This is a genomic window from Dokdonella ginsengisoli, assembly GCF_042652785.1.
Taxonomy (GTDB): domain Bacteria; phylum Pseudomonadota; class Gammaproteobacteria; order Xanthomonadales; family Rhodanobacteraceae; genus Dokdonella_A; species Dokdonella_A ginsengisoli.
On sequence record NZ_JBHSHD010000002.1, the window covers coordinates 289157 to 316108 of the forward strand.

Sequence of the window (26952 nt, forward strand, 5' to 3'; positions counted from 1 at the left end):
GTCCGGCAACGGCGAGTCCCCGAGTCTAGCGTCCGCGCCGCGGTGCGGGGACTGGTCAATCGAAGCCGTCGGCGAAGATCGCGTCCGCCAGCACGCAACCGTAGACCAGCTGCCGGGCGCGAACCTGCTCCGCATCGGCCCAGACCAGCAGCGCCGCGCCCTGTTCGCGTGCGGGCGCCACGGCGATCTCGGACGAGACCGCCTCCGACAGCACCTGCGGCGTGCCTTCGAGCACGTCCGCCGGCGACAGCAGCTGGCCGAACAACGTCGCGCCGCCTTCGGCGCCGCGAGCGGTCCAGAGCAGCGCCGTAGACGCCGTGGCCTCGTCGTAGGCGACGGCGGCGGCCACCAGGCCGGCGCCTTCGGCGACGGTCTGCGGCGTCGTGCCCGCGCCGGCCGCGTCGACGCCGAACCAGCGCAGCGCGGTTTCGTCGAAATTTCCGTACAGCGAAACGTAGCGGTCGTCGGCCACGCGATAGTCCAGCAGCGCCGCCGTGCCGCTGGCCGGAAACTCGTCCGCATAGGACACGATGCCGCCGACCGCGGCGGCCTCGGAGGCGCGCCGGCCGACCAGCTGGTCGTTCTCCTGGTCGCGCCACAGCGCCAGCGCCTGGCCGCTCGCGTTGATCGCCAGCGAGCCGTTCGGCGCCGCGACGGGATCGTCATCGCCCGCCAGCGTCAGCACGCCGCCGTCGAGCGTGCCTTCCACGCCGATCCATTGCGCAAGCACGCCCAGGCCGCGGCCGCTGAACAGGAACTTGCCGTTCGCCGCGCCGTAGACCAGGGCCGGCTCGGCGCCGGCCTCGCCGACCACGAACACGTCGCCGCGCGCGCTGCCGTCGCCGTCGAGCAGTTGCGCGCGCGCGCCGTTGAACGGCACGTTCTGCGTCTGCCATGCGACCAGATAGCGATCGTGCCCGCTCGCCGCCGCGACGACCGGATCGATGATCGCATTGCTGTCGTGCGCCAGCTCGAACTCCTCGCCGAGCAGCGCGCCGTCCGCCGCGACGCGGCGGGCGCGCAGCCGGTGCTCGCCGTCCGCGTAGAGATGCCAGATCACCAGATACTCGCCGCGATCGGGGTTCCACGCCGCGGCTGTGCCGTACGCCTCGGCGGTGGTGATCGCGAAGGGTTCGCCGCGCACGGCGATGCCGGTGGCGGCGCAGTCCGCGGCCGCCGCCGGGGCGGCGGCGCCGATCAGTGCCGCCAGCAGCGGCGCCGCGAGGAACAGACTCGGGGCCATCGGGGCGTTTCCTGAAAAGTGATTGTTTCCACTTTTACCATATTCTTCGAGAAACGCGACGCCGCGCGCACGGCTCAGCGCGGCGCGGTCGGATCGGCGTACAGCTGTGCGGCGCGCTGGAACAGCACCCACGACGTGGCGATGTACTTGTTGCCGTTCTTCGGCTTGTTGCCGCGGTGCGTGTGCGTGAAGCCGGCCGGAGCCAGCAGCAGCGAGCCGGTGCGCGGCACGATCCTGCGCTGCTGGTACAGGAACTCGGTCTCGCCTTCGTCGAAGGCGTCGTTGAGGTAGATCGTCCACAGCAGCACGCGATGCAGGTTGTCGTCGCTGTCGACCTTCGGCGAGATCTCGCTGTGCCAGTACGGATAGCCGCCCTCGTCGGCGAAGTAGCGCTGCAGGTTGATGCCGCCGGGACGGAACAGCTGGGTGACCAGCCGCTGCAGCTCGGCGTCGCTCATCGCGCGCACGTCGTCGACGCCGAGCATCGCGGTCTGGCCGTCGGCACGCTTGCGGTACAGCACGGTCGGCGCCAGCGCGAGATAGGTGTACTTGCGCACGTACGCCATCAGGCCGCGCAGCATCGCCGTGTTGAGCAGCGTGACCACCTGGCTCCACTCGGCGTGCGCGCTGATGTTGAGGTCCCAGCTGTCCTTCAGCTGCGTGTTGACGCCGCCGGCAGTCGCGCCGCGCGCGAGCTTGCCGCTGGCCTCGAACGCGTCGATCAGCTGGCCGCAAACACCGGCGTCGAGCGCGCCTTCGTAGACTTCGACGAAGTCCGCGCCGGCGGCCTGCGCGCTCACGCGGCGGCCTCGCGATGGTAGGCGGTCACGCGCTCGACCTCGTTCTTCGAGCCGAGGAACACCGGCACACGCTGGTGCAGCGCGGTCGGCTGCACGTCGAGGATGCGCTCCAGCCCGGTGGTCGCCGCCCCGCCGGCCTGCTCGACGATCATCGCCATCGGATTGGCCTCGTACATCAGGCGCAGCTTGCCGGGCTTGGACGGATCCTTCAGGTCGCGCGGATAGATGAAGATGCCGCCGCGGGTCAGGATGCGGTGCACGTCGGCGACCATCGAGGCGACCCAGCGCATGTTGAAGTCGCGCCCGCGCGGGCCGGTCCTGCCGGCCAGCAGCTCGTCGATGTAGCGCCGCATCGGCGCTTCCCAGTGGCGCATGTTCGACATGTTGATGGCGAACTCGGAGGTGTCCTCCGGAATGCGCAGGTCCGACTGCGTCAGCGGGAAGTCGCCGTACTCGCGATCGAGCGTGAACTGGTGCACGCCGTCGCCGAGCGTGAGCACCAGCACCGTGCTCGATCCGTACACCGCGTAGCCGGCCGCGACCTGCCGCGTGCCCGGCTGCAGGAACGACGATTCGTCCGGATCCTTGATGCCGTCCGGGCAGCGCAGCACCGAGAAGATGGTGCCGACCGAGATGTTCACGTCGATGTTGGAGGAGCCGTCGAGCGGATCGAACACCAGCAGGTACTCGCCCTTCGGATAGCGGTGCGGGATCGGATGCGGGTCGTCCATCTCCTCCGATGCCAGCGCGGCGAGGTGGCCGCCCCACTCGTTGGCCTCCAGCAGCAGCTCGTTGGAGACCACGTCGAGCTTCTTCTGCGTCTCGCCCTGCACGTTCTGCGTGCCGGCGCTGCCGAGCGCGCCGCCGAGCGCACCCTTGCCGACCGCGATCGAGATGCGCTTGCAGGCGCGCGCGACGACCTCGATCAGCAGGCGCAGGTCGGCGTTGAGATGGCCTTTCTCGCGCTGCTGCTCGATCAGGAAACGGCTCAGCGAGATGCGGCCGGGTAGCGGCGTCGACGACATTTAGAAATCTCCGCGGGCGAAGGACGCGCATTGTCGCGGCTGACCCGCGACCGCGCCAGCCCGCAACGGCGTCGCCCGGCGCGTAGCCGCCCAGGCGCCTGCGCGCGGCATGCGCCACCCGCGTACGCCAAGCTGCTGACACCAGGTTGGCAGCATGCCCCCGCCACACTGCCCGGCGTGCAAATCACGCACTTGCGGGAGTGTGTTCCATGTTGAATCCGAACGTGCCGGCCTGGTTCGAGATCCCGACCGGCGATCTGGACCGCGCACAGGCCTTCTATGAAACCGTGCTCGGCATCCGCCTCGTGCGCGAGGACCTCGGCGGCACCGTGCTGGCGATGTTCCCCTACGGCGGCAAGCCGAACGCGAGCGGCGCGCTGATCGCGCAGGACGACTGCGAGCCGTCCGTGCAGGGCAGCGTGGTCTACCTCAGCGTCACCGATCTGGTCCCCGCGCTCGAACGCGCGAACCGGCACGGTGGCGACACCATCGTGCCGCGCACGGCCCTGCCCGAGGGCATGGGCTACTACGCGCAGTTCCGCGACTGCGAAGGCAACCGCGTCGGCCTGTGGTCGCCGGTATGAGCGGGCCTCCGCTGAGGTCCGCGGCCGACGGCGCACGGCGCGAGCGGGCGGAGGATTTCCGATCGGGGCCGGCGCAGGCCGGGCACGACGGCTCGCGCGACTTCGACTTCTGGTTCGGCCGCTGGCACGTCGCCAACGAGCGGCTGAAAGAGCGCCTCGTCGGCTCGACCGAGTGGGAACGCTTCGAGGCGACGCAGGAATGCCGGCCGATCCTCGGCGGTGTCGGCAACATCGACGACTTCGAGAGCGACTGGGACGGCGGTTTCACCGGCATGACGCTGCGACTGTTCGATCTCGCCCGCCGCGAATGGAGCCTCTACTGGGCCAGCCATCGCGACGGCGTGCTGCAGCCGCCGGTGGTCGGCCGCTTCGAGGACGGCGTCGGCACGTTCTTCGGCCGCGACGTGCACCAGGGCAGGCCGGTGCGGGTGCGCTTCCTGTGGTCCGAAATCACCGCGCGCAGCGCGCTGTGGCAGCAGGCGTTCTCGACCGACGAGGGCGAGACCTGGGAGACCAACTGGATCATGCGCATGACGCGCATCGCGACGACGGAGGCACAAATGTGACTGCGCTGGCCGACCACACGAACGCTCTCGACGCGGCCGCAGCCTGCGCCGTCGTCGAACTGCGCCGGTACACCCTGCATCCGGGACGCCGCGACACCCTGATCGAGCTGTTCGAACGCGAGTTCGTCGAATCGCAGGAGGCCTGCGGCATGCGCCTGCTCGGCCAGTTCCGCGAACTGGACGATGCGGACCGCTTCGTCTGGCTGCGCGGCTTCGCCGACATGGAAAGCCGGGCGCAGGCGCTGGCCACGTTCTACGGCGGCCCGGTCTGGCGTACGCATCGCGAGGCGGCGAACGCGACGATGGTCGATTCCGACGACGTGCTGCTGCTGCGCCCGGCGCGCCCGGATTCGGGCTTCGCGCTCGGCGCGGCGGGCCGGGCCGCGGTCGGCGCCGTGCCGCCGCCGTGCGGGCTGGTCGTGGCGATGATCTGGCAGCTGCCGCTGCGCGTCGGCGCGGACTTCGTCGAGCTGTTCGAGCGCCGCGTCCTGCCGCCTCTGCGCGACGCTGGAGCGACGCTGCTGGCCAGCTTCGTCAGCGAGCACGCCGCCAACACGTTCCCGGCGCTGCCGGTGCGCGAAGGCGAGAACGTGTTCGTCTGTTTCGCCGGCTTCGACGACGAGGCGCACTGGCAGCGCCACTTCGGCGACTTCCCGTCCGCCACCACCCCATGCCCCGGCGGCGCCGCGCTCGCCGATCCGCAGATCCTGCGCCTGGCGCCGACCGCACGCTCGCGGCTGCGCGGCTGACTTCCGTCCGAGGAACCGAACATGAAGAAGACCTATCAGGGCAGCTGCCATTGCGGCGCGGTCCGTTTCGAGGCCGAGCTGGACCTCGCCGCCGACAGCTACAAGTGCAACTGCTCGATCTGCACCAAGTCGCGCAACTGGGGCGTGCTGGTCAAGCCGCACGAATTCCGCCTGCTCGCCGGCGAAGGCGAGCTCAGCGACTACCGCTTCGGCACCCACAGCAACCAGCACCTGTTCTGCCGCCACTGCGGCGTGCGTCCGTTCGGCCGCGGCCACATCCAGGAGATCGGCGGCGACTTCGTCTCGGTCAAGCTCGCCTGCCTGGACGGCGTCGACGCGGCCGAACTCGCCGCGGTGCCGGTGCAGTACGCCGACGGCCGCAACGACAACTGGTGGAACCCGCCCACCGTGACGCGGCACCTGTGACGGCGCACGCGCCGACCGATACGGAGGAACCGAACGTGACCCGCCTGCTGCGACTGCTGATGCTCGCCTACCTGCCGCTGGCCGCGCGCCACCTGCTGATCCACGCCGGTTCGGCGCACGCGCCCGCGCCGGACGGCGAGCGCGCCTCGTCGCTGCTCGCCTGACACCGCGCAGACGTGCAGGCGATGGCGACGTCTTTGCCCGTGAGACGGACACGCGCGATCATGCCCGGATGCGCCGCGCCGACCGACTGTTCCTCATCATTCACGCCCTGCGCGGCCGCCGCACCGCCCTGCCGGCGCGCCAGCTGGCGCAGACGCTGGCGGTCTCGCTGCGCACGGTCTACCGCGACGTCGCCGACCTGCAGCTCTCCGGCGTGCCGATCGAGGGCGAGGCCGGCGTCGGCTACGTCCTGCGCAAGGGCTCGGACATCCCGCCGCTGATGTTCAACGCCGACGAACTCGAGGCCCTGGTCGTCGGCACGCGCTTCGTCCGCGCGTTCGCCGGCGAGCGCCTGGCCAACGGCGCGCAGGCGGCCCTGCTGAAGATCGAGGCGGTGCTGCCGCCGGAACTGCAGCAGCGCGCCTCGCGCTCGCGCATCCTCGCGCCGGCGCGCTGGTACGAGGCGAAGTCCGGTCTGATCGACCGCCTGCACGAGGCGATCGCCGCGCACCGCGTGCTGCAGCTGGACTATCGCGACGAGGGCGGCCGCGCCAGCGCACGCGCGATCGAGCCGCTGTGCCTGGCGTTCTGGGGCGGCGTGTGGACGCTCGGCGCCTGGTGCCGCCTGCGCGCGGACTTCCGCAACTTCCGCCCGGACCGCATCGCCACCTTCGAGGCGACCGGCGAGATCTTCGTCGAGACGCCCGAACGCGGCTTCGCCGCCTACCTGCGCGCGGCCGGCGGCGACGCCGAGACGATCGACGCCTGAGCCGGCCCTCTTCGACGCGGCCGCAACCAGCCCTTACATATTTGTTCCGGGGTTCATCCGGACACGATCTTGCGCCCCTCCGACCGGCCTTGATACATAAACGGGAGGAAATTGGAGGGATCCATGTCACGTTTCACGATTGTGCGCATGATCTGCGCAGGTATCTTGCTGTCGATCTGTTTCGTTCTTTCCGGTTGCGCCACTTCGCTGCCGCGTCAGTCCTACAACCGCGAGGCGAACGCCGCGGTCAAGCGCATTCGAGTCCTGCCGATGCAAGGAAGTCAGATGCGGACTTTCGTCATGAACAACCCCGGCTACAGCTTCGGCCTGGTCGGGATTCTGATCGCCGAAGCGAATCAGGCGCCAAAGACCGATTGGTTGCGTGCCCAGGTCCGCAGCGAAGGCTTCGACTACGCCGCCGTCTTTCGCTAACGCCTGACACAAGCCCTGCAGGCGAAGGAAGGCTCCGTGCTGTGGCCCGCGGCACTGATCGAAGCGCCCAAGAGCAAGGTGCGCCGCGATCGTTGGGGTCTGCATTCGCGCTACGAGGCGAACAGCGAAGCCGACGCGCAGCTCGATCTGGCCTTTCAGTTCACCGGTTATCTCGCCGCCGGCGCCGGCGACAGTTCGCCGTACCGGCCTACGGTGGAGCTGATCGCCCGTCTGGTGTCCGCAGACGGCCAGCGCGTCCTGATGTCGGATCAGATTGTCTACAACTCCGTCTTTCCCGGCTCGAATGGCGGCATCACGATCACGCCGGATGCCTCGCATGCCTACGAAGACTTCGACGCCGTCAGAGCCGCCGGCAAGGAGGCGATCGCCGGCCTGCGCAAGGGATTCGAGGCGGTAGCCGACGAACTCGCGCGGCAGCTTTGAGATGACGCGTGCACGATCCGCCGTGCTCGCGGTCGTCGTCGCCGGCCTGGTCTCGGCTTGCGCGCAACCCCGTGGCGACGGACCCACTCGATTCAGCGCGGCTGGCGGGTGCGCCACCACGCCGGCGGAGCTGCCCTCGACGACATTGCGGACCTCGCCGGAAGAACCCCTCGAGATCGCCGTCGACGGATCGGTGTCGTGCTTGCGCGACGGGCGCGGCGATCCGCGTCCGGCCCTCAAATTCGACCTGGCCGGCCTGACCTTGCCGCTGGAAGTGCAGATCACGTCGATCGCGCAGCGGTCGGTGACATTCGCACCGACTGCCGACGTGCTGGATGTCGATGCTCGGACGATCGCGCGGCATCCGTTCGAGCGATTCACCAAACGACAGACGGACTATTCCTTGAGCGTCTTCCTGAACGCGGCGGGGCAGCCGCCGGCATTTCTGCTGCTGATGCCGGACGATGCGTGGCTCGGCAAGCAGAACCGCACGATCTCCGGAGAGAGCTACACCTTCGTCTGGTCGACCGGTGCCGTCATGGGCACCTACACAGGCGGCGGCGAGCGAAACACCGTCTCCACCTTCTCCGACGTCGGCAGGATACGCATCCTCGTCAAACCCTACCGGCCGGCTACGGCCGGCCGGTAGCTTCAACGAGGTCGCCGCCCGCGCCGATGGAGGCGCGCAACCGGATCAGGCCCGGCCGCGCGTGCCGCCGAGCATCTCGGCGCCGACCTTGAGCAGGTCGCCGAGGCCGAGCTGGCCGTCGCCGTCCTGGTCGAGCACCGCACCGAGCAGGCCGCCGTTGCCGCTCTGGTTGATGCGCTGGTTCTCCTGCGCCAGCGCGCCGCCGAGGCCGCCGGGGTTGAGGCCCTGGCGCTGGCTCATGCTGCCGAGCACGCTCATGACGATCGGCGCCAGGATCGCCAGCAGCTGGCCGGCGTTCTGCGTGCCGATGCCGCTGGCCTGGCCCAGGCCCTGGGTCGCCTGGTCCTGGCGGCCGCCGAAGATGCTGCCGAGGATCGAACCGGCGTCCAGACCGCCCGGCAGCGCAGTGCCGCCGCTCGCCGCACCACCGCCGCCGCCGAGCATGTCGCCGAGGATCGAACCGGCACCGGAACCGCCGGCGCCGCCGAGCACGCTGCCGAGGATCGAGCCGATGTCCATGCCCGAATGCGCCGTCGCCGCGCTGTGCACCGCGCTGGCGCCCTCGTCGGTCGCCGCGTTGCGCGCCAGGCCGCCGACGACCAGCGGCACGGCCTGCTGGATCGCCGCCTGCGCCTGGGCCGGATCGACGCCCAGCTGCGCCGCGATGGCCTGGATGCTCGACGGGTCGAGGCGCTCGAGGACCTGGTTGGTCAGATTGCTCATGGAAGTCTCCGCGAAGTGGGGGCGCGAACGCGCGCCGATGCACGATGCCATGGAAGCATGACGCCGGCACGTACGGGCGTAAAAGATCGTGAACCGCACGTCGGCCGGTGCGCGCAGGTGCGATGCTTGGCCGGCCCGCTGTCACGACGCCGCCCTTGTGCGACGATCGCCTCCCGACGAAATCCGATGATCGACTCCAGCCAACGATTCGACGACCTGCGCGCCCGCTACGCCGCTTCGCTGCGACGCAAGCAGCAGGCGCTCGCGGTGGCCTGGCGCGAGCTCTCGGCCACGCCGGACGACGACGGCCTGCGTCGCGACCTGCAGTTGCAGATCCATCGCCTGGCCGGTTCCGCGCTGGCCTACGGCTACGAGCGCATCGGCGAGAGCGCGCGCGCCGCCGACGTCGTGCTGCACGGCTGGGAGACGCTCGCCCCGCCGCTGCGCGGTGTGCCGGGCGAGCTGATCGAGCGTCTTGCCGCGCCGGTGCAGACGCTGCTCGACGACCTCGACGTCGCCATCCGCGACGATGCGCGCAACGTGGCGTCCGATCCGAACCTGCGCGTGCTGCTGATCGAGGACGATCCGGGACAGGCCGTGCTGATCAGCGCCCAGCTGGAGGAGCGCGGTTGCGTCGTGCGCATCGAACGCGGCGCCGACGCGCTGTGGCAGGTCCTGACCCTGTGGCCCTGCCACGCGGTCGTGCTGGATTTCTGGCTGCGCGGCGAGACCGCCGCCGAAGTCGCCACGATGCTGCGCCGCGAATCGCAGTTCGCGCACGTCGCGCTGCTGTGCTTCAGCATCGAACGCGACGAACAGATACTGCGCTCCGCGCTGGACGCCGGCTGCGACGCGGCGCTGGGCAAGGCCGAGGGCCCCGACCGGCTGCTCGCGCTGATCCGCGAGTGCGTGGCGCGGCCGGACCGCTCCGGCACGACGTTCGCCTGAACCACCGCGGTCGCGCACGGCGACCGCGGCTGCCTTCCTCGATGTCGCGGCCGCTCAGTTCGGCTCGGGCACGACGCGGCTGAACATCGGCTCGGCGGCGCCGTCGATCTGCACGCGCGCGATCGCCCAGAACGCCGGCGACGCGCTCCAGCTCCTGGAAGCGAGCCCGATCCAGCGGAACTTCACGCGGCGCCCGGCGAAGGCGCTGCCGAAATCGAGCGTGTCGCTGCGCCAGCCGTCCGAACGGCCCTCGAATTGGGCCGGACCGGAAACGAGGTATACCCCGACGTCCTGCCAGTCGCCGCCGTCGACGCCGACCTGCAGATAGCCCATGCCGGGCTCGCTCATCACGTCGCCCGGGGCACGGTCGAACAGGTAGTCGTGGCGCAGCGTGATGCGCAGCGGATCGGTGCCGGAAACCAGGAACTCGCGCGCCTGCAGCGCGGCATCGAACGCGAGATGGCTGTCGTCGCGGATCACGTAGGCCGGTTCGCCCAGATGCCTGGAACGCTGCCACGTCAGGTCGCAGGCCTGGTAGCAGTAGCCGGGGAAATAGGTGTCGCCGAAGCCGGACGTCCAGTCGGCGGCGAAGGTCTCGCCGGCGCCTAGGTCGTCGGTCGTGGCATCGCGTACCCGATCGTAGTTGACACGGAACGTCTTCTCGGCGCTGGCGCGCGCCGCGGCGTGCTGGCGGTCGCGCACGACGATGCCGAGCGGAAGCACGGCGTCGCCCTGCGTGCTGGCCACCCGCACCTCCAGGCTCAGCGTCGCGGTCGCGCCGGGGGCCAGCTCGATCTCCTCGCTCTGCCGGCCATCGGGGAATTGGAAGTCCCCGCGCGCCGCCGAAGCGCGCAGGCCGACGCGCCGCAACGGCGAGAAGCCGGTGTTGCGCACGGTGACCTCCAGGCGCCCGGATTCGCCGTGATCGAGCGCCTCGTCGCCGTCGCCACCGGACACCTCCACCAGCCGGCTGCCGAGAATGCCGAGCGCACGCTCGCGGTCGTCGAAGCTCTCGACCACGCCGCTCAGGCCGACCGAAAAACGGTCCGGCGCGATCGCGCCCGCGCCCATGCCGCGCTTGGCGAAGCCGGCGCGGCAGCGGCGGTAGTCCGCCTCGTTGTCGGCGCGGATCGCGTACAGCATCGCGTCGCGCGCTTCGGTGTAGGTCGGATCGGCCGGGAACAGCTTGAAGCCGGCGACGACGTCGCCGAGGAAGCGCCGGCGCGTCTGTTCGAAGCGCGCGGCCGGCTTGGCGACGAGGATGTTGCGTGCGCATTCCCACATCGCCGCCGACCAGACCTCGCCGGCGGTGTGCACCTCGGCGTTGGCCAGCGAGCGGCTGAGCCAGTCGTAGGCCGGTGGCGACGGCGGCACCGGCTGGTCGACGCCGATGTGCTTGAACGTCAGCGGATTGACGGACAGGTCCGGCGAGAACGGATAGCGGCGCACGCCGTGGTAGTAGCTGTTGTCCGGATTGCCCGGCGAACCGGCCGGCGGCAGCGGATCGTAGGCGACGTCGTAATCGAGATTGGAATAGGTGCCTGCCGCCGGATAGGCGCCGTAGAACGGCGGCCGGCCCGGGTAGGCGTTGCGGTCCTGCGCGCGCAGGGCGAGCATCTGCGCGATGAAATCGCCGCTGCCCTCGCCGAGCGCGCCCCATTGGCCGCCCCAGACGGTCGGCGGCGGCGCCAGCCGGAACATCATCGCGTGCGTCCATTCGTGCCCGAGGATGCCGAAGTCGAACGCCGAGGCGTCGCGGCGGCTCAAGCTGTAGCTCGAGATGCCCATCGAGATCAGCTCCGAATCGCCTTCCGCGGCCAGCGCCGTGTACGGATGCGCGCCGCCGGACAGCATCCACAGCGGGTCGCCGTCGACGCCGCCGCGGCCGTAGTTGTCCTGCTGCAGGTTGCCCGCTTCCTCGTCGAAGCCCAGGTCGTAGAAATAGTCGTGCAGCCAGTTGCCGGCGTAGAACAGCTGCACCGTCTTGGCGTTGAGCTGCGCCGAACCCGACGGGATCGGCTGCCCGAGGTAGTCGGGCGGCGGACATTGCGTGAAGTCGTTGAGCGTGTCGTTCGCGTCGAAGGCGTAGTCGAACGTGCGCGGGCCGGTCAGCGGCGCGCGCAGGTCGCCTTCGGCGGGCCGGTAGCCGTCGCCGTAGGTGCCTTCGCCGGTGCAGTAGCCGTCGGCGTCGACCTGGTCGGCGTCGAAGTAGGAGTCGATGTTGTTGCCGACCGTCTCGGTGGCACCGTCGGGCAGCCACGGATCGCCGGTGCTGATGCCGGCGTGGCGCAGGCTGACCAGGTTCATCGGCGCCAGCGTGGTCGGACGCCAGCCGTCGGCGATACCGGTCGGATGCGGCGTGGTGAATCCGTACGGATCGCTGTAGGGCAGGCCCTGCGGCGTGGCGAACACGCGGTACGCGAACGGTTGGTGATCGCGGATCAGATCGATGCTGGAGAGCACGCGGCCGTCGGCGGCGGCGACGATCACGGCGCGTGCGAGCGGCCGTTCGACGCCGGGCTGGCGGCCGTGGACCTCGGCGTAGTACGCGGCCTCGAGGCCGCCTTGCAGCGGATACCAGACCGGCTTGATGCGGACCGCGCGGCTCGGCACGAAGGTCGGCGAGCGCTCCAGCTCGAAGTAGCGGTAGGGCGCCTTGTCCCGGATCACTTCGCGCAGCACGCTCGCCGCGAGCAGGCCGTCGACGGCGCCGGCAGCCGATTTCACGGCGCTGGCCTCGTCGCGCAGGAACGCGGCGCGACTCGCCTTGGACACCGCGGCGTCGGACGCACTGCCGCCGGTGATCGCGCGAACCGTGAGGTTGCGGTCCATCAGCACGTTGACGCGCGCGCCGTAGACCTCGACGCCGTCGACCGACTGCGGGAACTGCGCGATGTAGGCGCCCTGGGCGGTGGCGTGCACGCGCACGGTCGCCTCGCCGGCATCGCGGGCGAGCGATTTCGCGGCCGCGCGGCCGTTCTCGCCGAGCGCGCGCCGCGCCGTCTCGACGATCGAGGCGCGGTCGGCACGCGGTGCGGATTTCGCTTCCCCGCCGATATCCGCGACGGCCTCGTCGCCGGCGTCGTCGGCGAGCCAGCCCGACTGCGCCTCCAGATGCGGCGGCACGAACGTGGCGACAGCCTGCCGCTCCGTCGCGCCGGCCGATCCGCTGCCCAGAGCCAGCGCGATGGCCAGTCCGATGGCGCGCCGCGACGCGCCCGTCACTTCGATCTTCATGTGTCTTCCCCAGTCCGTGCCAAAGAAATAAGTAGGATCGTCGTACGTATCGAATCGTAATATCGCGGCGCGGACCATTCCCGCCGCAGTGCCGCAACGCAGGCCGCGCCGTACCGGCCGGGGAGCGTGACGCGCCGGGCGAATTCGCCGATCATTCGCGCCACTCTTTCACCGGGAACCCGCGCAGGCCGGAGCATTCGAGGAACCGAGCGCCCGGCGCGCCTGTCCATCGCCATGCACACCTTTCCCCCGATTTCCCTGATCGGCGCGCCGACCGACATCGGCGCCGGCCATCGCGGCGCCGCAATGGGCCCGGAGGCCCTGCGCGTCGCCGGCCTCGCCGACGCGCTGCGCAGCCGCGGCCTCGACGTGATCGACCGCGGCAATCTCGGCGGCCCGGCCAATCCGTGGCAGCCGCCGGAACAGGGTTATCGACACCTGTCCGAAGTGGTCGCCTGGAACCGCGCCGTGGCGCAGGCGGTCGGCGCCGAACTCGACGGCGGACGCCTGCCGATCCTGCTCGGCGGCGACCATTGCCTGGCGATCGGCTCGATCGGCGCGGTCGCGCGGCACTGCCGCGAGCGCGGCAAGACCCTGCGCGTGCTCTGGCTCGACGCGCACGCGGACTTCAACACCTCCACCATCACGCCGTCCGGCAACGTACACGGCATGCCGGTGGCCTGCCTGTGCGGCTACGGTCCGCGCGAACTGACCGAGCTGGCCGGCGCCGCGCCGATGCTGGCCACCGACGCGATCCGCCAGATCGGCATCCGCTCGGTCGACCCCGGCGAGAAGCGCCTGGTGCGCGAGGCCGGCCTGGACATCTACGACATGCGCTACATCGACGAGATCGGCATGATGCGCGCGATGGCCGAGGCGCTCGACGGCATCGACGCGAACACGCACCTGCACGTGAGCTTCGACGTCGACTTCCTCGATCCGACCATCGCTCCGGGCGTGGGCACGACGATCCCCGGCGGGCCGAACTACCGCGAAGCGCAGCTGTGCATGGAGATGATCGCCGACACCGGGCGCATCGGCTCGCTCGACATCGTCGAACTCAATCCGGCACTCGACGTGCGCAACCAGACCGCGCTGCTGGCGGTGGATCTGGTGGAAAGCCTGTTCGGCAAGTCGACGCTGATGCGCGACTGACCGGCAGCCCGGTCAGTCGAATCCGTCGGAGAAGACCTCGTCGGCGGACACGGCGATGCACGACGGCGTGTGCTGCGCGATCAGCGCCGACAGCGTGGTGACCTGGGCCGGATGGAACTGCAGCACGTTCTGGCCGTTGCCGCAGCCGATCAGACTGCAGTAGCTCATGACCGTGCCCGCCGGGGCTCCCGGCCCGGAGGCCGGACAGCTGGTCGCGCCGGAGTAGCAGCCGCCTTCGCCGCTGTAGCAGCGGTCGATCGTGTTGCTGGCGGTCGGCGCGGCGCCGCTGCTCGCGTTGGTGCAATGCGTGTGATACGCGCCGAAGTTGTGGCCGAGCTCGTGCGCGACGATGCGCGCGGAATACACGACCGGCACCTGCGCGTTGGTGAACACCTGGTTGACGCTGTAGCTGCCGCCCTGCGACTGCGTTTCGCAATAGGCGTTGATCCAGGCGATGCCGGACGCCGAATTGCCGCTGGAGGACTTGCCCGACAGCAGCGCGGCGAAGCTGCGCGGCACGCTGGCGTAATTGGCCTGCCAGTAGCCGCCGAACTCGTTGAGATTGCTGCTGCCGGCCGGCGTGGCGGTGACCGTGTACGGATCGGTCGCGGTGCGCAGGTAGGTGGTGCCCTGCTGCAGGCTGAGGTTGAGGTCGCTGACGTACATCGCGTTCATCGTCGCGAACAGGTCGCCGATCCAGTCGCTGGCCGCGGACGTGCTGTTGGCGAATCGCCGCGACAGGAACTCGTTGTCGGTGTCGATCGCGACCACCGCCGCGCGCGGGCTGCCGGCGGGAACCTGCCCGGCCAGCGCGAGGCCCAGCGCGTCGGGAAACGGGCGGCCGCTGTCGAGGCCGTCCTCGCCCGGCACGACCTCCGGCACCACGCCGGGCGGCAGCACCGCGGCCAGCGGCCGGGCGTGCAGGCGCAGCCGCTCGCCGTCGCGCTCGCCGGTCCAGACGAACGCGCCGGCCGGCGCGTAGCCGCCGCCGGTCACGCGGCCGAAGCCGGGGTCGAACGACAGGCTGCCGCGGACGGTGCCGGCGGCGTCCCGGCCGATCCAGTGCACGCGCCGGCTGCGCGGCAGCTCGTGCTCGCCGGCGGCGTCGACGCGGATCACGCGCGCGCCGGGCGCGTACGGCTCGATGCGTTCGAAGCGCAGGTCGGCACGGCCGCCGTGGCCGTCCGGCACGCCCTCGAGGACGAGTCCGGCGCCGGTGGGAAGCGTGGCCAGGCGCGCGGACGGCGCGGCGGCCAGGGTCAGGGTGTCGTCGGCAGCCTGAGCGGCCAGCGCGACGCCGGGAAGAATGCAGGCCAGGACGGAAGCGAGGAGTCTGCGCATGGGAGGCCTCCGCGGAAGACGGGCCGTCACGGTTGCAGATCGTGGCGCCCGCATCCGTCGACGCGACGTGAAGAGGGCATCAAGTATGACGCACCGGCTCCTCGCCGCGGAACAGCACCCAGCGCCGCGCCTGGATCGCCACCGACTGGCCGGCGACCAGGCCGCTGCCGTCGAAGCGGCCGCGCTCGTGGATCGCCACCAGCGGCGCGGCGAGCGCCGGATGGCGCGCCTCGATGCGCACGGTGGGCCCCAGATCGCGCACCGACTCGATGCGCACGCCGGTGCCTTGCGCCGCGCTGAAGTCCAGGTCGTGCGGCCGCACGAAAGCGGTCACGTCGGCGTCGGCGTGCCCGCTCCAGCGCGCGTGCAGCGCGGCGGGCAGTTCGTTGACCTCGCCGAGGAAGCGGCAGACGAACGGACTGGCCGGCTGCGTGTACAGCGTCTGCGGATCGGCCAGCTGCTCGATGCGGCCCCGGTTCATCACCGCGATGCGGTCGGCCAGCTCGAAGGCTTCCTCCTGGTCGTGCGTGACGAACACGCTGGTCACGTGGATGCGGTCGTGCAGGCCGCGCAGCCAGCGGCGCAGGTCGCCGCGCACGCGCGCGTCGAGCGCACCGAACGGCTCGTCGAGCAGCAGGATCTCCGGCTCCACCGCCAGCGCGCGCGCCAGCGCCACGCGCTGGCGCTGGCCGCCGGACAGCTGCGCCGGCAGGCGGTGCGCGTAGTCGCCGAGCTGGACCAGGTCGAGCAGGTCGCGCACCTTGCGCTGCAGCTCGTCGCGCTTGGGGCGCAGGCGCCAGCGCCGCACGCGCAGGCCGAAGGCGACGTTCTCGAACACGCTCAGGTGATTGAACAGCGCGTAGTGCTGGAACACGAAGCCGACGTGGCGCTTGCGCGCGCTGACGTCGGTCACGTCGCGGCCGTTGAAGGCGACGCGGCCGCGATCGGGGAACTCCAGCCCGGCGACGATGCGCAGCAGGGTGGTCTTGCCGCAGCCGGACGGTCCGAGCAGGGCCAGCAGCTCGCCGGATTGGATGCTCAGGTCGATGCCGCGCAGGGCCGGCGCGCTGCCGTAGGCGTAGTGGATGTCGGCGACGTCGATGCTCATGCGCCACGCTCCTCCGGCAGCGCGCGCCGCATGCGCCAGCCGATGATCTGTTTCAGCACCAGGGTGAGCAGGGCGAACAGCGCGAGCAGCGAGGCGACCGCGAACGCGGCGGTGCGCTGGTATTCGTTGTAGAGCACTTCGACGTGCAGCGGCATCGTGTTGGTCAGGCCTCGAATGTGTCCGGAGACGACGGAAACCGCGCCGAACTCGCCGATCGCGCGCGCGTTGCAGAGGATCACGCCGTAGAGCAGGCCCCAGCCGATCTTCGGCAACGTCACGCGCCAGAACATCGACCAGCCCGACGCGCCCAGCGTGATCGCGGCGCGTTCCTCGTCGCCGCCCTGCGCCTGCATCAGCGGGATCAGCTCGCGCGCGACGAACGGGAAGGTGACGAAGGTGGTCGCCAGCACGATGCCGGGCACGGCGAAGATGATCTTGACGTCGTGGTCGGCCAGCCACGGCCCGAGCCAGCCCTGCTTGCCGAACAGCAGCACGTAGATCAGGCCGGCGATCACCGGCGAGACGGCGAACGGCAGGTCGATCAGGCTGACCAGCAGCCCCTTGCCGCGGAACGAGTAGCGCGTGACCAGCCAGGCCGCGGCGACGCCGAACAGCGTGTTCAGCGGCACCGAGATCGCCGCGACGAGCAGGGTCAGGCGGATCGCCGCGCGCGCCTCCTCGTCGGTGATCGCCGCGCGCCAGACCTCGAAACCCTTCTCGAACGCGTAGCCGAACACCGCCAGCAGCGGCAGCACCAGGAACAGCGCGACGAAGGCCAGCGCGATCGCCAGCAGGCTCCAGCGCAGCCAGCGCGGATCGCGCAGCGCGGTGGACGGTTTGCGTGGCGCGTGAAGGCTCATCGCCGGCTCACCGCGTGTCGGCCGAGCGTCGCCGCACGGTCCACAGCTGCAGCAGGTTGATCGCGATCAGCGCGACGAACGAGGTGACCAGCAGCACCACCGCGATCGCGGTCGCGCCGGCGTAGTCGTGCTGGTCGAGCTTGCCGGTGATCAGCAGCGGCGAGATCTCCGACACCATCGGCATGTTGCCGGCGATGAAGATGACCGAGCCGTATTCACCGATCGCACGCGCGAAGGCGAGCGCGAAGCCGGCCAGGATCGCCGGCCACAGCGCCGGCAGCACGACGCGCCACAGCGTGGTCAGGCGGCCGGCACCGAGCGTGGCGGCGGCCTCCTCGACGTCCGGCTCGAGCTGCTCCAGCACCGGCTGCACGCTGCGCACGAGGAACGGCAGGCTGACGAAGATCAGCGCCACCGTGATGCCGCTCGGCGTGTAGGCGACCTTCCAGCCGAGGCTGGCGAGCCAGCCGCCGAGCGGTTCGTTCGGCGCGTACAGCTTGGTCAGCGTGATGCCGGCGACCGCCGTCGGCAGGGCGAACGGCAGGTCGACCAGGGCGTCGATCAGCTTGCGGCCGGGAAAGCGGTAGCGCACGAGCACGAAGGCCAGCAGCGGTCCGAGCACGAGATTGACCAGCCCGGCCAGCGCCGCGCAGCCGAACGTGACCCGGTAGGAGGCCAGCGCGCGCGGCGAGGCGACCGCATCCCAGAACTGCGCCGGCCCGAGCGTGGCCGATTTCAGCGCCAGCGCCGCCAGCGGAATCAGCACGATCAGGAACAGGTAGCTGGCGCAGACTCCGAAGGTCAGACCGAAGCCGGGCAGCGCATGGCGGCGCCAGCGTGGACGCATGGGGGCTCCGTTCTCGTGGTGAGCGGACCCTTCTTACCTTCCCTCCGGCACGTAGACCTTGTCGAACGTGCCGCCGTCGGCGAAGTGGGTCTTCTGTGCCTTTTGCCAGCCGCCGAAGACTTCGTCAATCGTGAACAGCGGCACCTTCGGGAAGGTGTCCGCGTACTTCGCCGCCACCGCCGCGTCGCGCGGGCGGTAGTGGTTCTTCGCCGCGATCTCCTGGCCCTGCGGCGAGTACAGGTACTTCAGATACGCCTCGGCGACCTTGCGCGTACCGCGCTTGTCGACGACCTTGTCGACCACCGTCACCGGCGGCTCGGCCAGGATGCTGATCGACGGCACGACGATCTCGAACTGGTCCTTGCCGCCGCCTTCGGCCAGCGCGAGCAGGGCCTCGTTCTCCCAGGCCAGCAGCACGTCGCCCTGGCCGCGCTCGACGAAGGTGGTGGTCGAGCCGCGCGCGCCGGTATCGAGCACCGGCACGTTCTTCAGCAGCTTGGTGACGAATTCCTGCGCGGCCGCGTCGCCGCCGTACTTCTTCGCCGCGTAGCCCCAGGCGGCGAGGTAGTTCCAGCGCGCGCCGCCGCTGGTCTTGGGATTGGGCGTGATCACGCTGGTGCCGGGCTTGACCAGGTCATCCCAGTCCTTGATGCCCTTCGGGTTGCCCTTGCGCACCAGGAACACGACGGTGGAGGTGTACGGCGCGCTGTTGTCGGGCAGGCGCTTCTGCCAGTCGGCCGGCACCAGGTCGCCGTGCTCGTGCAGGGCGTCGATGTCGTAGGCGAGCGCGAGGGTGACGACGTCGGCCTCGAGGCCGTCGATCACGCTGCGGCTCTGCTTGCCCGAACCGCCGTGCGACTGGTTGATCTTCAGCTCGTCGCCACCCTGCTTCTTCCATTCCGCGGCGAACGCGGCGTTGAATTCGCGATACAGCTCGCGCGTCGGATCGTAGGACACGTTGAGCAGCGTGGTGTCGGCGTGCGCGATTGCAGTGAGCGCGAAAAGCGCGGACGCGAAAACGGCGGCGATGGTGCGTCGCATGGCGATCCCCTTCGGAAAGTCGATGCGGACAGTCTGGCAGCGAATTCGTTAGCGCGGTGTTACCGCAACATGGCGCGTGGGCATCACCTCATGCCGTCGTCTTCGCCGGCGGAACGTGGCCGCAGAAGCAGCGCCGCCGGATCGAAACGGACGCCGTTTCATTGGCCTGTGGCCTGCCGCCGTTCGCGATCGAAGTCGGGGCGCTCAGATCTTCAGGCTGCGTCGGCGGGAATGGACCGGATCTTCGTAGCGGCCCTGCAGAATGATGGAGCGCTGCGCGCATGCGGTGACGCACAACCCGCATGCCGCGCAGCGCTCGGGGGCAACCACATGTGCCTGCCGGCGAATGACCGGCAGCGCCGGGGAGCCGGACCACCCTGCGTCGAGTGCGTGCTCGACCACGATCGCGACGGCGAGGATTCCGTTCGGACAGGCGGCGACGCAGTCGGCGTCGCCGAGGCAGCGATCGCGGTTGACGATGGGCCAGACCATGCCTTTCTCGTGACAGGCGGATGCCTCGCTCATAGCCATCCCGAAAAGAACGGAGGACCACACGGTTTCGGACATCGCCGCAGCCGCATCAGAAGTGATACGTGGCGAATGCACCGATCGAATTCTGCGTCTTGTCCCGGACAATCGGACTGTCTTTCGCGTCTCCCTGGAGTCGTGCCGTCGTCGCCGTGATGCCGACGCCCCAATGCTCGCCGATCCGATAGTGGGCACCCAGCCGCAGGCCGACGCTGGAGACGCCGCCACCGGCCTGGTACCGCGGAAGACCGGAGCGCTGCGCCTGCGCGGGGCTGATTCCGAACACGGTCTGCATGTACTCCTCGCTGGCCCAGGTCAGCTGCGGACCGGCGGTCAGCGTGAGGCGCGAGGTGGGATTCCAGCGGGCACTGAGCCCCAGCGTGGCGATCGTGCCCAGCTCGTTTCCGCCCACGTCGGTACCGATCCTGCCGCTTGCCGTGAGCCAGCCCCACGTGTAGCTGGCGAACGCCCCGACCCTTGCGGTGCCGTCCACGTCGCCGAGGCCGTGAAGCCGCTCGCGATCGTCGGATTCCTCGCGTATCTCGGACAAGTCGAACGAGGCGAAAAGGCCCGCGCGCCAGTTTTCTTCCTCGATCAGATTCATGCCGAGCCCCTGCGTTTCGCCGCCGATCAGGAACCGCCCGTACTTGGCCGTCACCACCGGCAGGAGGCGTGTTTTCTGCTCGTCGCTTCCCGGATACTCGGGCATGCTGACGGCGCCTGCGCCGATCGAGAGATCCCAGCGGTCGGCCGGATCGGCAAGCGCGGTATTCGCCGACCCGCCGGCGAGCAGCGTCACGGCGGCGATCCAGAGGCGATGACGTGTCGAGCGGTGCGGCATGCGAACTCCGTGGCAGGGGGAGGTGGGCGAGTGGGCCCGCACTGTGCACGGCGCGTTTTAAGAACTGTTTAATCGGCTTTAAGAGTTTTTTAATCGCAGCTGCCGATACTGCGCCGCGCGGCCACCGGAAGATTCCCGCTGCAATGAAAGTGCTGATCGTGGAAGACGACGCCATGCTGGTGGATGCGATCGCGCGCGGCCTCCGCAGTGAAGGCTGGGACGTCGACTCCGTCGGTGATGCCACGGGTGCGCGCCTGGCCACGCTGGACTGCCGGTACGCGGCGATCGTGCTCGACCTCGGCCTTCCCGGCTCGTCCGGCTTCACGGTGCTGTCCGGCCTGCGCGAGCGCTACGACACGACGCCCGTGGTCATCGTCACCGCTCGCGACAAGCTGAGCGACCGCATCCGCGGGCTGGATGCCGGCGCGGACGACTACATCGTCAAGCCGTTCCAGCTCGACGAGCTGTCGGCGCGCCTGCGCGCCGTCGTGCGTCGCAGCCAGGGGCGGGTCGCGCCAGCGCTCAGGCACCAGGACATCGAAGTCGATCCGGTCCGGCGCACGGTGAAGAAGGCCGGCGTCCTCGTCGACCTGTCGATGAATGAATACCGCACGCTGCTGGCGCTGATGGAGCATCCGGGCAGGGCGATGGACCGCGACCAGCTCGAGGACCGGGTCTACGGCAGCACCGGCACGATCGAGAGCAACACGATCGCCGTGTACGTGCATCATCTGCGCGCCAAGCTCGGCAATGACGTGATCACGACGGTGCACGGCTTCGGCTACTGCTTCGGAGCAAAGAACTGATGCCAGGCGCGCTTCCGGACGGTTCGGCGGCGATCGACGCTCCGTCGGGAACGTGGCCGCCCGGGAAAGCATGCACAGGCCGCTTCGGGTCGCTGCGGACGCGCCTGCTGATCGCCATGTCGGCGATCGTGCTCGTGTGCTGGAGCATCGCCTTCGGCACGTGGCTGACGCTCAACCTGAGCGAGCAGAGCGTGTGGGATCGCTCGTTGCGCGAGTCGGCGAAGATCGCCCTGGCCTCCCTGCCCTCCGATTTCGACCGCCTTCTCGCCGATGCCGCCTTGGCCGACCGCACCCGCAATCCGGGCGTCCCCGCCGCCGTGGACAAAGAGTGGGACATCGGCCTGCAGGTGTGGGTCAACGGACGGAAGATTCTGCGTACGCCCAGCGCGCCCGCCGCCGCCCTGAAACCCGATTTCGTCGAAGGTTTCGCGGACCAGTCGATCGAGGGACAGGTGTGGCGGGTCTACGACCTCGCCGACGCCACCGGCAAGGTCCACGTCCAGGTCGGAAAGTCGCCCAGGCAGCGGGCCGACACGATGCTGCACGCGGCCGGAATCGCGACGGCGGCGACGCTGGCGCTGATCGCACTGCCGGGGCTGGCGATCTGGTGGGTGACGCGCTGGTCGTTCGCGCCGATCGACGATCTGCGCCGGACCATGGCGATGCGCAAGGCGCTCGACCTGGCTCCGCTTCCCGCGGGCCACGTACCGGTCGAGGTGCAGCCTCTCATCGAATCGTTCAACGCCCTCCTGCGCCAGCTGGAAGGCGCCGTCGAGAACGAGCGACGCTTCATCGCCGATGCCGCCCACGAACTGCGCACGCCGCTCGCGGTGCTGCTGGCGCAAGTCCAGGTCGTGCTGAACGCCGACGATGCGGCGGAGAAGAATCGTGCGGCAAGGCAGCTCGCCGCCGGCGTGGAGCGCAGCGCGCGCCTGTCCGAGCAGCTGCTCGACCTGGCCCGTCTCGACGCCGGCAACCATGCCTCCGAGCGGACGGTCCTCGACCTGTCGGAACTCGTCGCGCTCGTCGTTCGCGACTTCGAAAACTCCGCCCGGCAGCGACGGCAGTCGATCGTGCTGGAGATCCAGGCCACGCCCATCCACGCCAATGTCGACGACATCGGCATCCTGTTCCGCAACCTGCTCGACAACGCGCTGCGCTACGGCAATGACGGTGGATGCGTCGACATCTCGTGCCGCCGCGCGCGGCACGACGGCACGCAGTACGTGCGGCTTTCCGTGCGCGACGACGGACCCGGCGTGCCGGTCGGCGAGCGAGCCCGCATGTTCCAGCGCTTCCATCGCGTTGCGGGCTCTCGCGTGAGCGGCAGCGGGATCGGGCTATCCCTCGTGGAGCGCATTGCGCATGCCCACGGGGCTTCGATCGACGTCGGCGCCGGTCTGCGCGGCACCGGTCTGGAGATCGCGATCCGGTTTCCGGTTCATGCGCCGGAAGCCGCGGAATAGTCGAACGCCGGGCGGTCGCCACGGCCACGCGCCCTTATCCGGGACGAACGGAAAGCCCGCCCCGACGCCCCGGCTGCAAACCGCCGCTCGAGCGGCCGGCCGTTCCCGGGAACGCGCACGGCGCCCGGCTCACTTCTGCGAAACCGCGCTCCGCTCCGCCGCCGCACCGGCCTTCGGCTCCTTCTCACCGCCGGACATGGCGTTGGCGATGCCTTCGGCGAACGTGCCTTCGATGTCCCCCATCGAGGTGGTTCCGCCGTAGATGCCGCCCCAGGCGAAGGTCTTGTCCATGCTGAATTCGGACAGCAGGGTGTGCGAGCCCGTCTGGAAGATCTTGATCAGCGCGTCGAGATGGATCTGCCCCAGGCCCGCCATCATCGCGCGGGCGAAGGCATTGCCTTTTTCGTAGCGGGTGACAGTGACGTCGATGTCGTACTGCCGCGGTTCGGCCGCGTTCGCATTCAACGCCTGCCGGGCGGCCAGCCGGGTCTTGATCTGGTCGGCGAGGCGCGCCCTTTCGTGGTCGGCCATGGTCACCCCCGGCGCCGTGGAGACGGCCAGCGCCGCCGTGTCGTTGGCCTGCAGCACGACGCTGTTCACCGCGGCGGAGCCGGCGAACTTCGCGCGCGGCGGCGACGAAGCGCAGCCACCGAGAACGAGCACGAAAAAGCAGGCAGCGGCGAACGCTCGCCGAGCGACGTAGACGGACACGATTTCCCCTTCGGATTCCAAAAACGCCCCACCCCTGGCGCCCGGTCAATCCAGCAGATTCCGCGCACGCCCACGGACGCCGCGACGGCGGCCCGTGCCGCTACATCTGGCGGAACAGATGCAGATAGCTGCGGCTGACCGGCAGCACCTCGTCGCGGTGCCTGAGGTGGATTTCCGCCGTCTCGTTGTCGCCGCGTACGACGTGGCTGATCGCGCGCAGGTTGACCACCACCGAGCGATGCACCTGCGCGAACTGTGCCGGATCGAGCTGCGCGAGCAGCTCCTTCAGGCTGGTGCCGACCAGCGCCTCGCCCGGCTGGCCCGCGTCGCCGCGCCAGGCGACGCGCGTGTACTTGGTGTCCGAGCGCAGATAGTCGATCTCGTCGACCGCGATCAGGCGCAGGGTCGGGCCGGCCTGCGCGCGCAGCCAGCGCAGTGGCGCGGGTGCGGCACTGCGCTGCAGCTGCGCGGCGAGCTGCTGCAGCAGCGCTTCGGTATTGGCCGCCGGCTGCGCGGCGGCGAGGCGCTCCTTGAGCCGCGCGACCGTTTCGGCCAGCCGCGCCGTTTCGACCGGCTTGACCAGATAGTCGAGCACGCCGTGCGAAAAGGCCTGCACGGCGTACTGGTCGTAGGCGGTGACGAAGACCAGATGCGCGCGGCGGCCGATCGCGCGCGCGGCTTCGACGCCGGACAGGCCCGGCATCTGCACGTCGAGGAAACAGATCTGCGGCCGTTCGCGCTCGAAGGATTGGATCGCCTCGCGACCGTTGCGTGCCTGCGCGACCACCGCCAGTTCCGGCCAGGCCTGCGCGAGCTGGCGCGCCAGCGCCTCGCGCAGCAGCGGTTCGTCGTCGGCGATCAGCGCGGTCGCGCGCTCGCTCATGCGCGCGCGGGCAGGTCGAGCTCGGCGCAGACGCCGTGCGGCGGCTGTTCGCTGACGCGCAGGTTCGCCGCTTCACCGAAGATCAGGCGCAGGCGCTCGCGCAGGTTCGCCAGGCCCGTGCCGAGTCCGCCGCCGCTGGCATGCAGGCCCACGCCGGTGTCGCGCACGCGCACCCGGCAGTGCTCGCCGCGCCGGTGCACGTCGATGTCGATGCGCCCGCCGTCCTCGGCCGGATCGATGCCGTGGCGCACCGCGTTCTCGACCAGGGTCAGCAGGGTGATCGGCGGACACGACAGCGCGCGCACGGATTCGTCGACGTCGATCGCGTAGTGCAGCCGGTCGGGCATGCGCATGTGCATCAGTTCGAGGTAGGCCTGCACCAGATCCAGTTCCTGCCCCAGCGTGGTCGAGGCCTCGTGCAGCCGCGGCACCGCCGCGCGCAGATAGGCGATCAGCGCGCGCAGCACGGCCGGCGCCTGCGGCGAGCCGGCGTCGACCAGCGCCTGCACGTTGGCCAGCGTGTTGAACAGGAAATGCGGCGCCACCTGGGCCTGCAGCAGATGCAGGCGCGCGTCCAGCGCCTGGCGTTCGAGTTCGCTGCGTTCGAGATCGAACGCCAGCGCCTGCTCGCGCGCGAACGCTTCCCTCTGCCGCACGAGCGCGCCGAGCGCGACCCACGGCGCGACCAGCAGGCCGGCGATGTTCATGCCCACGAAGCAGCCGAGCAGGTGGCCACCGTGCCAGAACGGCGGTTCGCCGTTGGGCACCAGGGCGAACAGCGAAAAAGCGGATACCGCCGCCACCGGCACCGCGACCGCCGTACCGACCACCTGCAGCATCCAGCGCGGCAGCCACGGCGGCAGGCGCCGCGGCCAGCGCTCCAGCGCGCCGAACGCGAAGACCGTGCCCAGGCCGATCGCGGCGGCGTTGAACGGCAGTTCCAGCGCCGGCGGGCAGACCAGCACCAGCACGCTCCACAACACCAGCGAGATGCCCAGCGCGACCGCCACCCGGCGCCAGCCGAAGAGCCGTGCGAAACCGAGGGACCTCGCGGGAGTCAGGACGGCGGACATGGCACCAAGGATAGTCCAGTTGCGGCTTCGCGGCGGCCGTTCGCGCAGGCCGGAAACCGGCGGCCCGCGCCGCCTCACGCATCGCTCTTCGGTGCCGCGGCGGGACGGCTCCACGGCTCGCCCGGTGCCCGCACGTAGCGCCTGACCACGTAGCCCCAGGGAATGGCGACCGGAACCAGCACCACGCCCACCAGGCAGGCGAACAGGGTCTGCGAGGCGTAATCGTCCAGACCCGGCCCGAGCCACATCGGCACGGCCGAGGCGATCACCCACAGGCTCTTCCAGAGCAGCTCGAACAGCAGCAGCGGAAGCATCCGCAACGGATGGCGCAGCCCGAGCAGGCACATCAGGGCCAGCGCCCCCAGCATGGCCCGTATGACCGATTGCCGGCCGGCGACCCAGTCCGGCGGCGAGACGATGTGCGGCCACACCGTCGTGACCAGGCCGGCGGCGATGAGCAGATACATCGCCCTCAGCAGGTACAGCCGCAGCGTGCCGACATGGTCCGTGGCGTCCGCCTGCGCAGCCCGTTCGACGATCACGGCGACTTCTCCGCGGCCACGCCGCTGACCAGGAACCAGAACGCCAGCGCCCGCTCGAACGCCGGCATCGGCAGCCACCGCTGCATGACGGCACTCTCTTACAGATGCGGCAGCCACATCAGCGCGGTCGCGGCGGCGACGCCGACGCCCGTCACCAGGGTCGCTGCGGCGATGCCGGCCGCGGCGGCGTATTGCACGACCGTGCGGCGGCTTCGCTGCGCGCGCAGGTAGAACTCGAGCAGGGCCAGCGGCACGATCGCGTAGACGGCGAACGCGAGCACGGTCAGGGCCGGACCGCTGAAGGAATCCGCATCGAAGCCGGCCGGACCCTGGTTCACCACGATCCAGAACATCAACCCGACGCGGAAGAACCAGACGCCGCTGACCGCCAGGAACAGGCGCAGCGCCCAGCGCCGGTGCAGGTCGAGGCGGCGTGCGCGGGCGTGACGCCAGGCGATCGCGGCGCAAGTCAGGATCAGCAGCGCGTTGAGGCTGATCGCGACGTGCTGCGGCAGATCGCCGGCCGCGCCGCGTCCCCACACCATGACCAGTCCGCCGACGCTCATGATCGCGGCCGTGGCCAGGTAGGCGCGGCCGGTCCAGCGGTGGAACGCCGGCAGCGTGCGCCGGATCGCCGGCACCAGCTGCAGCAGCCCGCCCACCGTGATCACGAAGGCGAAGGTGAGGTGCAGGCCCAGGACGAGGTTGAAGAACGTCTCGCCGGCGACGTAGCCGTGCGGCATCACCTTGTTCCACAGCTCCGGATGCCCGCTCACAGTCGCCCGCCCGTACAGGCCGGCGACGTAGGTGGCGAACACCAGCTGGCCGAGCGCCGTGACGACGAACCAGAACACCGCCGCCGCGCGCAGCAGGCGCGCGGGAAGCCGTCCGGTGCGGGACGGCGCCGGCGTGCGCGCCGATGCCGGCGAAGAATCCGGCCCGCTGCGCGATGCGGTTTGCAAAGCTGCTTCCACGACGTGCCCCTCGAACCTC

Annotated in this window: 30 protein-coding genes; 13 read left to right on the forward strand and 17 right to left on the reverse strand. The window is 70.2% G+C overall.

The features are described 5' to 3' along the window. Positions 1–55 precede the first annotated feature (55 nt). From ACFO6Q_RS01550 to ACFO6Q_RS01560, 3 genes are all read right to left on the reverse strand, one after another. Positions 56–1243 carry a hypothetical protein gene (locus tag ACFO6Q_RS01550; RefSeq protein WP_380018721.1) on the reverse strand — a complete coding sequence of 396 codons (1188 nt, stop codon included), beginning with the start codon at positions 1241–1243 and terminating at the stop codon, positions 56–58. Positions 1244–1317: 74 nt separating this feature from the next. Beyond that, positions 1318–2043, reverse strand: a complete 726-nt coding sequence (locus ACFO6Q_RS01555) for a 2OG-Fe(II) oxygenase (protein WP_380018722.1) — start codon at positions 2041–2043, stop codon at positions 1318–1320. Next, positions 2040–3068 (reverse strand): class 1 fructose-bisphosphatase, encoded by a 1029-nt coding sequence (locus ACFO6Q_RS01560; protein WP_380018723.1) that lies wholly within the window; start codon positions 3066–3068, stop codon positions 2040–2042. The genes ACFO6Q_RS01555 and ACFO6Q_RS01560 overlap by 4 nt, the downstream gene beginning before the upstream one ends. Before the next feature lie 209 nt (positions 3069–3277). Between ACFO6Q_RS01560 and ACFO6Q_RS01565 the strand changes: the two genes are divergently transcribed. From ACFO6Q_RS01565 to ACFO6Q_RS01605, 9 genes are all read left to right on the forward strand, one after another. After that, positions 3278–3652, forward strand: a complete 375-nt coding sequence (locus ACFO6Q_RS01565; RefSeq protein WP_380018724.1) for a VOC family protein — start codon at positions 3278–3280, stop codon at positions 3650–3652. Further along, positions 3649–4218 carry a hypothetical protein gene (locus ACFO6Q_RS01570; protein WP_380018725.1) on the forward strand — a complete coding sequence of 190 codons (570 nt, stop codon included), beginning with the start codon at positions 3649–3651 and terminating at the stop codon, positions 4216–4218. Before ACFO6Q_RS01565 ends, ACFO6Q_RS01570 begins: the two co-directional genes overlap by 4 nt. Beyond that, entirely contained in the window at positions 4215–4967 is a 753-nt protein-coding gene (locus ACFO6Q_RS01575; protein WP_380018726.1) for an NIPSNAP family protein, read from the forward strand. Before ACFO6Q_RS01570 ends, ACFO6Q_RS01575 begins: the two co-directional genes overlap by 4 nt. A 21-nt stretch (positions 4968–4988) precedes the next feature. After that, a complete protein-coding gene (locus ACFO6Q_RS01580) occupies positions 4989–5393 on the forward strand; it encodes a GFA family protein (protein ID WP_380018727.1) in 405 nt (134 codons plus the stop codon). 35 nt (positions 5394–5428) lie between these two features. Next, positions 5429–5557, forward strand: coding sequence for a hypothetical protein (locus ACFO6Q_RS01585; RefSeq protein WP_380018728.1), 129 nt, complete (start codon positions 5429–5431; stop codon positions 5555–5557). Positions 5558–5625: 68 nt separating this feature from the next. After that, on the forward strand, positions 5626–6324 hold the full coding sequence (locus tag ACFO6Q_RS01590) for a helix-turn-helix transcriptional regulator (RefSeq protein ID WP_380018729.1): 699 nt from the start codon (positions 5626–5628) through the stop codon (positions 6322–6324). Positions 6325–6447: 123 nt separating this feature from the next. Beyond that, the gene (locus tag ACFO6Q_RS01595; protein ID WP_380018730.1) at positions 6448–6756 is read left to right on the forward strand and encodes a hypothetical protein; all 309 of its coding nucleotides are present in this window, start codon (positions 6448–6450) and stop codon (positions 6754–6756) included. Between the two features lie 36 nt (positions 6757–6792). Continuing rightward, on the forward strand, positions 6793–7200 hold the full coding sequence (locus ACFO6Q_RS01600) for a hypothetical protein (protein ID WP_380018731.1): 408 nt from the start codon (positions 6793–6795) through the stop codon (positions 7198–7200). A 22-nt stretch (positions 7201–7222) separates the two neighbouring features. Continuing rightward, complete coding sequence (locus ACFO6Q_RS01605; RefSeq protein ID WP_380018732.1) at positions 7223–7849, forward strand: hypothetical protein; 627 nt, start codon at positions 7223–7225, stop codon at positions 7847–7849. Positions 7850–7894: 45 nt separating this feature from the next. On the opposite strand, the gene ACFO6Q_RS01610 is transcribed toward ACFO6Q_RS01605, so the two are convergent. Then, the gene (locus tag ACFO6Q_RS01610) at positions 7895–8572 is read right to left on the reverse strand and encodes a DUF937 domain-containing protein (RefSeq protein WP_380018733.1); all 678 of its coding nucleotides are present in this window, start codon (positions 8570–8572) and stop codon (positions 7895–7897) included. Between the two features lie 186 nt (positions 8573–8758). Between ACFO6Q_RS01610 and ACFO6Q_RS01615 the strand changes: the two genes are divergently transcribed. Beyond that, entirely contained in the window at positions 8759–9520 is a 762-nt protein-coding gene (locus tag ACFO6Q_RS01615; protein ID WP_380018735.1) for a response regulator, read from the forward strand. A gap of 54 nt (positions 9521–9574) precedes the next feature. Here the strand turns inward: ACFO6Q_RS01615 and ACFO6Q_RS01620 are convergent, their stop codons facing one another. Further along, positions 9575–12757 (reverse strand): M36 family metallopeptidase, encoded by a 3183-nt coding sequence (locus tag ACFO6Q_RS01620; RefSeq protein ID WP_380018736.1) that lies wholly within the window; start codon positions 12755–12757, stop codon positions 9575–9577. 234 nt (positions 12758–12991) lie between these two features. Between ACFO6Q_RS01620 and rocF the strand changes: the two genes are divergently transcribed. Further along, entirely contained in the window at positions 12992–13912 is a 921-nt protein-coding gene (gene rocF, locus ACFO6Q_RS01625) for an arginase (protein WP_380018737.1), read from the forward strand. A gap of 12 nt (positions 13913–13924) precedes the next feature. Here the strand turns inward: rocF and ACFO6Q_RS01630 are convergent, their stop codons facing one another. The 7 genes from ACFO6Q_RS01630 to ACFO6Q_RS01660 all read right to left on the reverse strand — a co-directional run bounded on the left by ACFO6Q_RS01630 (position 13925) and on the right by ACFO6Q_RS01660 (position 20478). Next, positions 13925–15253, reverse strand: a complete 1329-nt coding sequence (locus ACFO6Q_RS01630; protein ID WP_380018738.1) for a M12 family metallo-peptidase — start codon at positions 15251–15253, stop codon at positions 13925–13927. Positions 15254–15332: 79 nt separating this feature from the next. Further along, a complete protein-coding gene (locus tag ACFO6Q_RS01635; protein WP_380018739.1) occupies positions 15333–16361 on the reverse strand; it encodes a sulfate/molybdate ABC transporter ATP-binding protein in 1029 nt (342 codons plus the stop codon). Beyond that, positions 16358–17221: a sulfate ABC transporter permease subunit CysW gene (cysW, locus tag ACFO6Q_RS01640; RefSeq protein WP_380018740.1), complete on the reverse strand. Its 864-nt coding sequence runs from the start codon at positions 17219–17221 to the stop codon at positions 16358–16360. The genes ACFO6Q_RS01635 and cysW overlap by 4 nt, the downstream gene beginning before the upstream one ends. A gap of 7 nt (positions 17222–17228) precedes the next feature. After that, a complete protein-coding gene (gene cysT, locus ACFO6Q_RS01645; protein WP_380018741.1) occupies positions 17229–18068 on the reverse strand; it encodes a sulfate ABC transporter permease subunit CysT in 840 nt (279 codons plus the stop codon). Positions 18069–18101: 33 nt separating this feature from the next. After that, a complete protein-coding gene (locus ACFO6Q_RS01650) occupies positions 18102–19109 on the reverse strand; it encodes a sulfate ABC transporter substrate-binding protein (protein ID WP_380018742.1) in 1008 nt (335 codons plus the stop codon). A gap of 204 nt (positions 19110–19313) precedes the next feature. Further along, positions 19314–19676: a 4Fe-4S dicluster domain-containing protein gene (locus tag ACFO6Q_RS01655; protein ID WP_380018743.1), complete on the reverse strand. Its 363-nt coding sequence runs from the start codon at positions 19674–19676 to the stop codon at positions 19314–19316. Between the two features lie 13 nt (positions 19677–19689). Then, complete coding sequence (locus ACFO6Q_RS01660; RefSeq protein WP_380018744.1) at positions 19690–20478, reverse strand: MipA/OmpV family protein; 789 nt, start codon at positions 20476–20478, stop codon at positions 19690–19692. Positions 20479–20621: 143 nt separating this feature from the next. Here ACFO6Q_RS01660 and ACFO6Q_RS01665 point away from each other — a divergent pair, with 143 nt between their 5' ends. Next, positions 20622–21284 (forward strand): response regulator transcription factor, encoded by a 663-nt coding sequence (locus tag ACFO6Q_RS01665; RefSeq protein ID WP_380018745.1) that lies wholly within the window; start codon positions 20622–20624, stop codon positions 21282–21284. Further along, positions 21284–22750: an ATP-binding protein gene (locus tag ACFO6Q_RS01670; protein WP_380018746.1), complete on the forward strand. Its 1467-nt coding sequence runs from the start codon at positions 21284–21286 to the stop codon at positions 22748–22750. Before ACFO6Q_RS01665 ends, ACFO6Q_RS01670 begins: the two co-directional genes overlap by 1 nt. 129 nt (positions 22751–22879) lie before the next feature. On the opposite strand, the gene ACFO6Q_RS01675 is transcribed toward ACFO6Q_RS01670, so the two are convergent. From ACFO6Q_RS01675 to ACFO6Q_RS01695, 5 genes are all read right to left on the reverse strand, one after another. After that, positions 22880–23461: a DUF4410 domain-containing protein gene (locus ACFO6Q_RS01675; RefSeq protein WP_380018747.1), complete on the reverse strand. Its 582-nt coding sequence runs from the start codon at positions 23459–23461 to the stop codon at positions 22880–22882. A gap of 100 nt (positions 23462–23561) precedes the next feature. Beyond that, positions 23562–24344, reverse strand: a complete 783-nt coding sequence (locus ACFO6Q_RS01680; RefSeq protein ID WP_380018748.1) for a LytR/AlgR family response regulator transcription factor — start codon at positions 24342–24344, stop codon at positions 23562–23564. Beyond that, on the reverse strand, positions 24341–25417 hold the full coding sequence (locus ACFO6Q_RS01685) for a sensor histidine kinase (RefSeq protein ID WP_380018749.1): 1077 nt from the start codon (positions 25415–25417) through the stop codon (positions 24341–24343). Before ACFO6Q_RS01685 ends, ACFO6Q_RS01680 begins: the two co-directional genes overlap by 4 nt. A 74-nt stretch (positions 25418–25491) precedes the next feature. Continuing rightward, positions 25492–25959 carry a hypothetical protein gene (locus tag ACFO6Q_RS01690; RefSeq protein ID WP_380018750.1) on the reverse strand — a complete coding sequence of 156 codons (468 nt, stop codon included), beginning with the start codon at positions 25957–25959 and terminating at the stop codon, positions 25492–25494. Positions 25960–26057: 98 nt separating this feature from the next. Further along, positions 26058–26921, reverse strand: a complete 864-nt coding sequence (locus ACFO6Q_RS01695; protein WP_380018751.1) for a DUF2306 domain-containing protein — start codon at positions 26919–26921, stop codon at positions 26058–26060. Between the last annotated feature and the right edge of the window lie 31 nt (positions 26922–26952).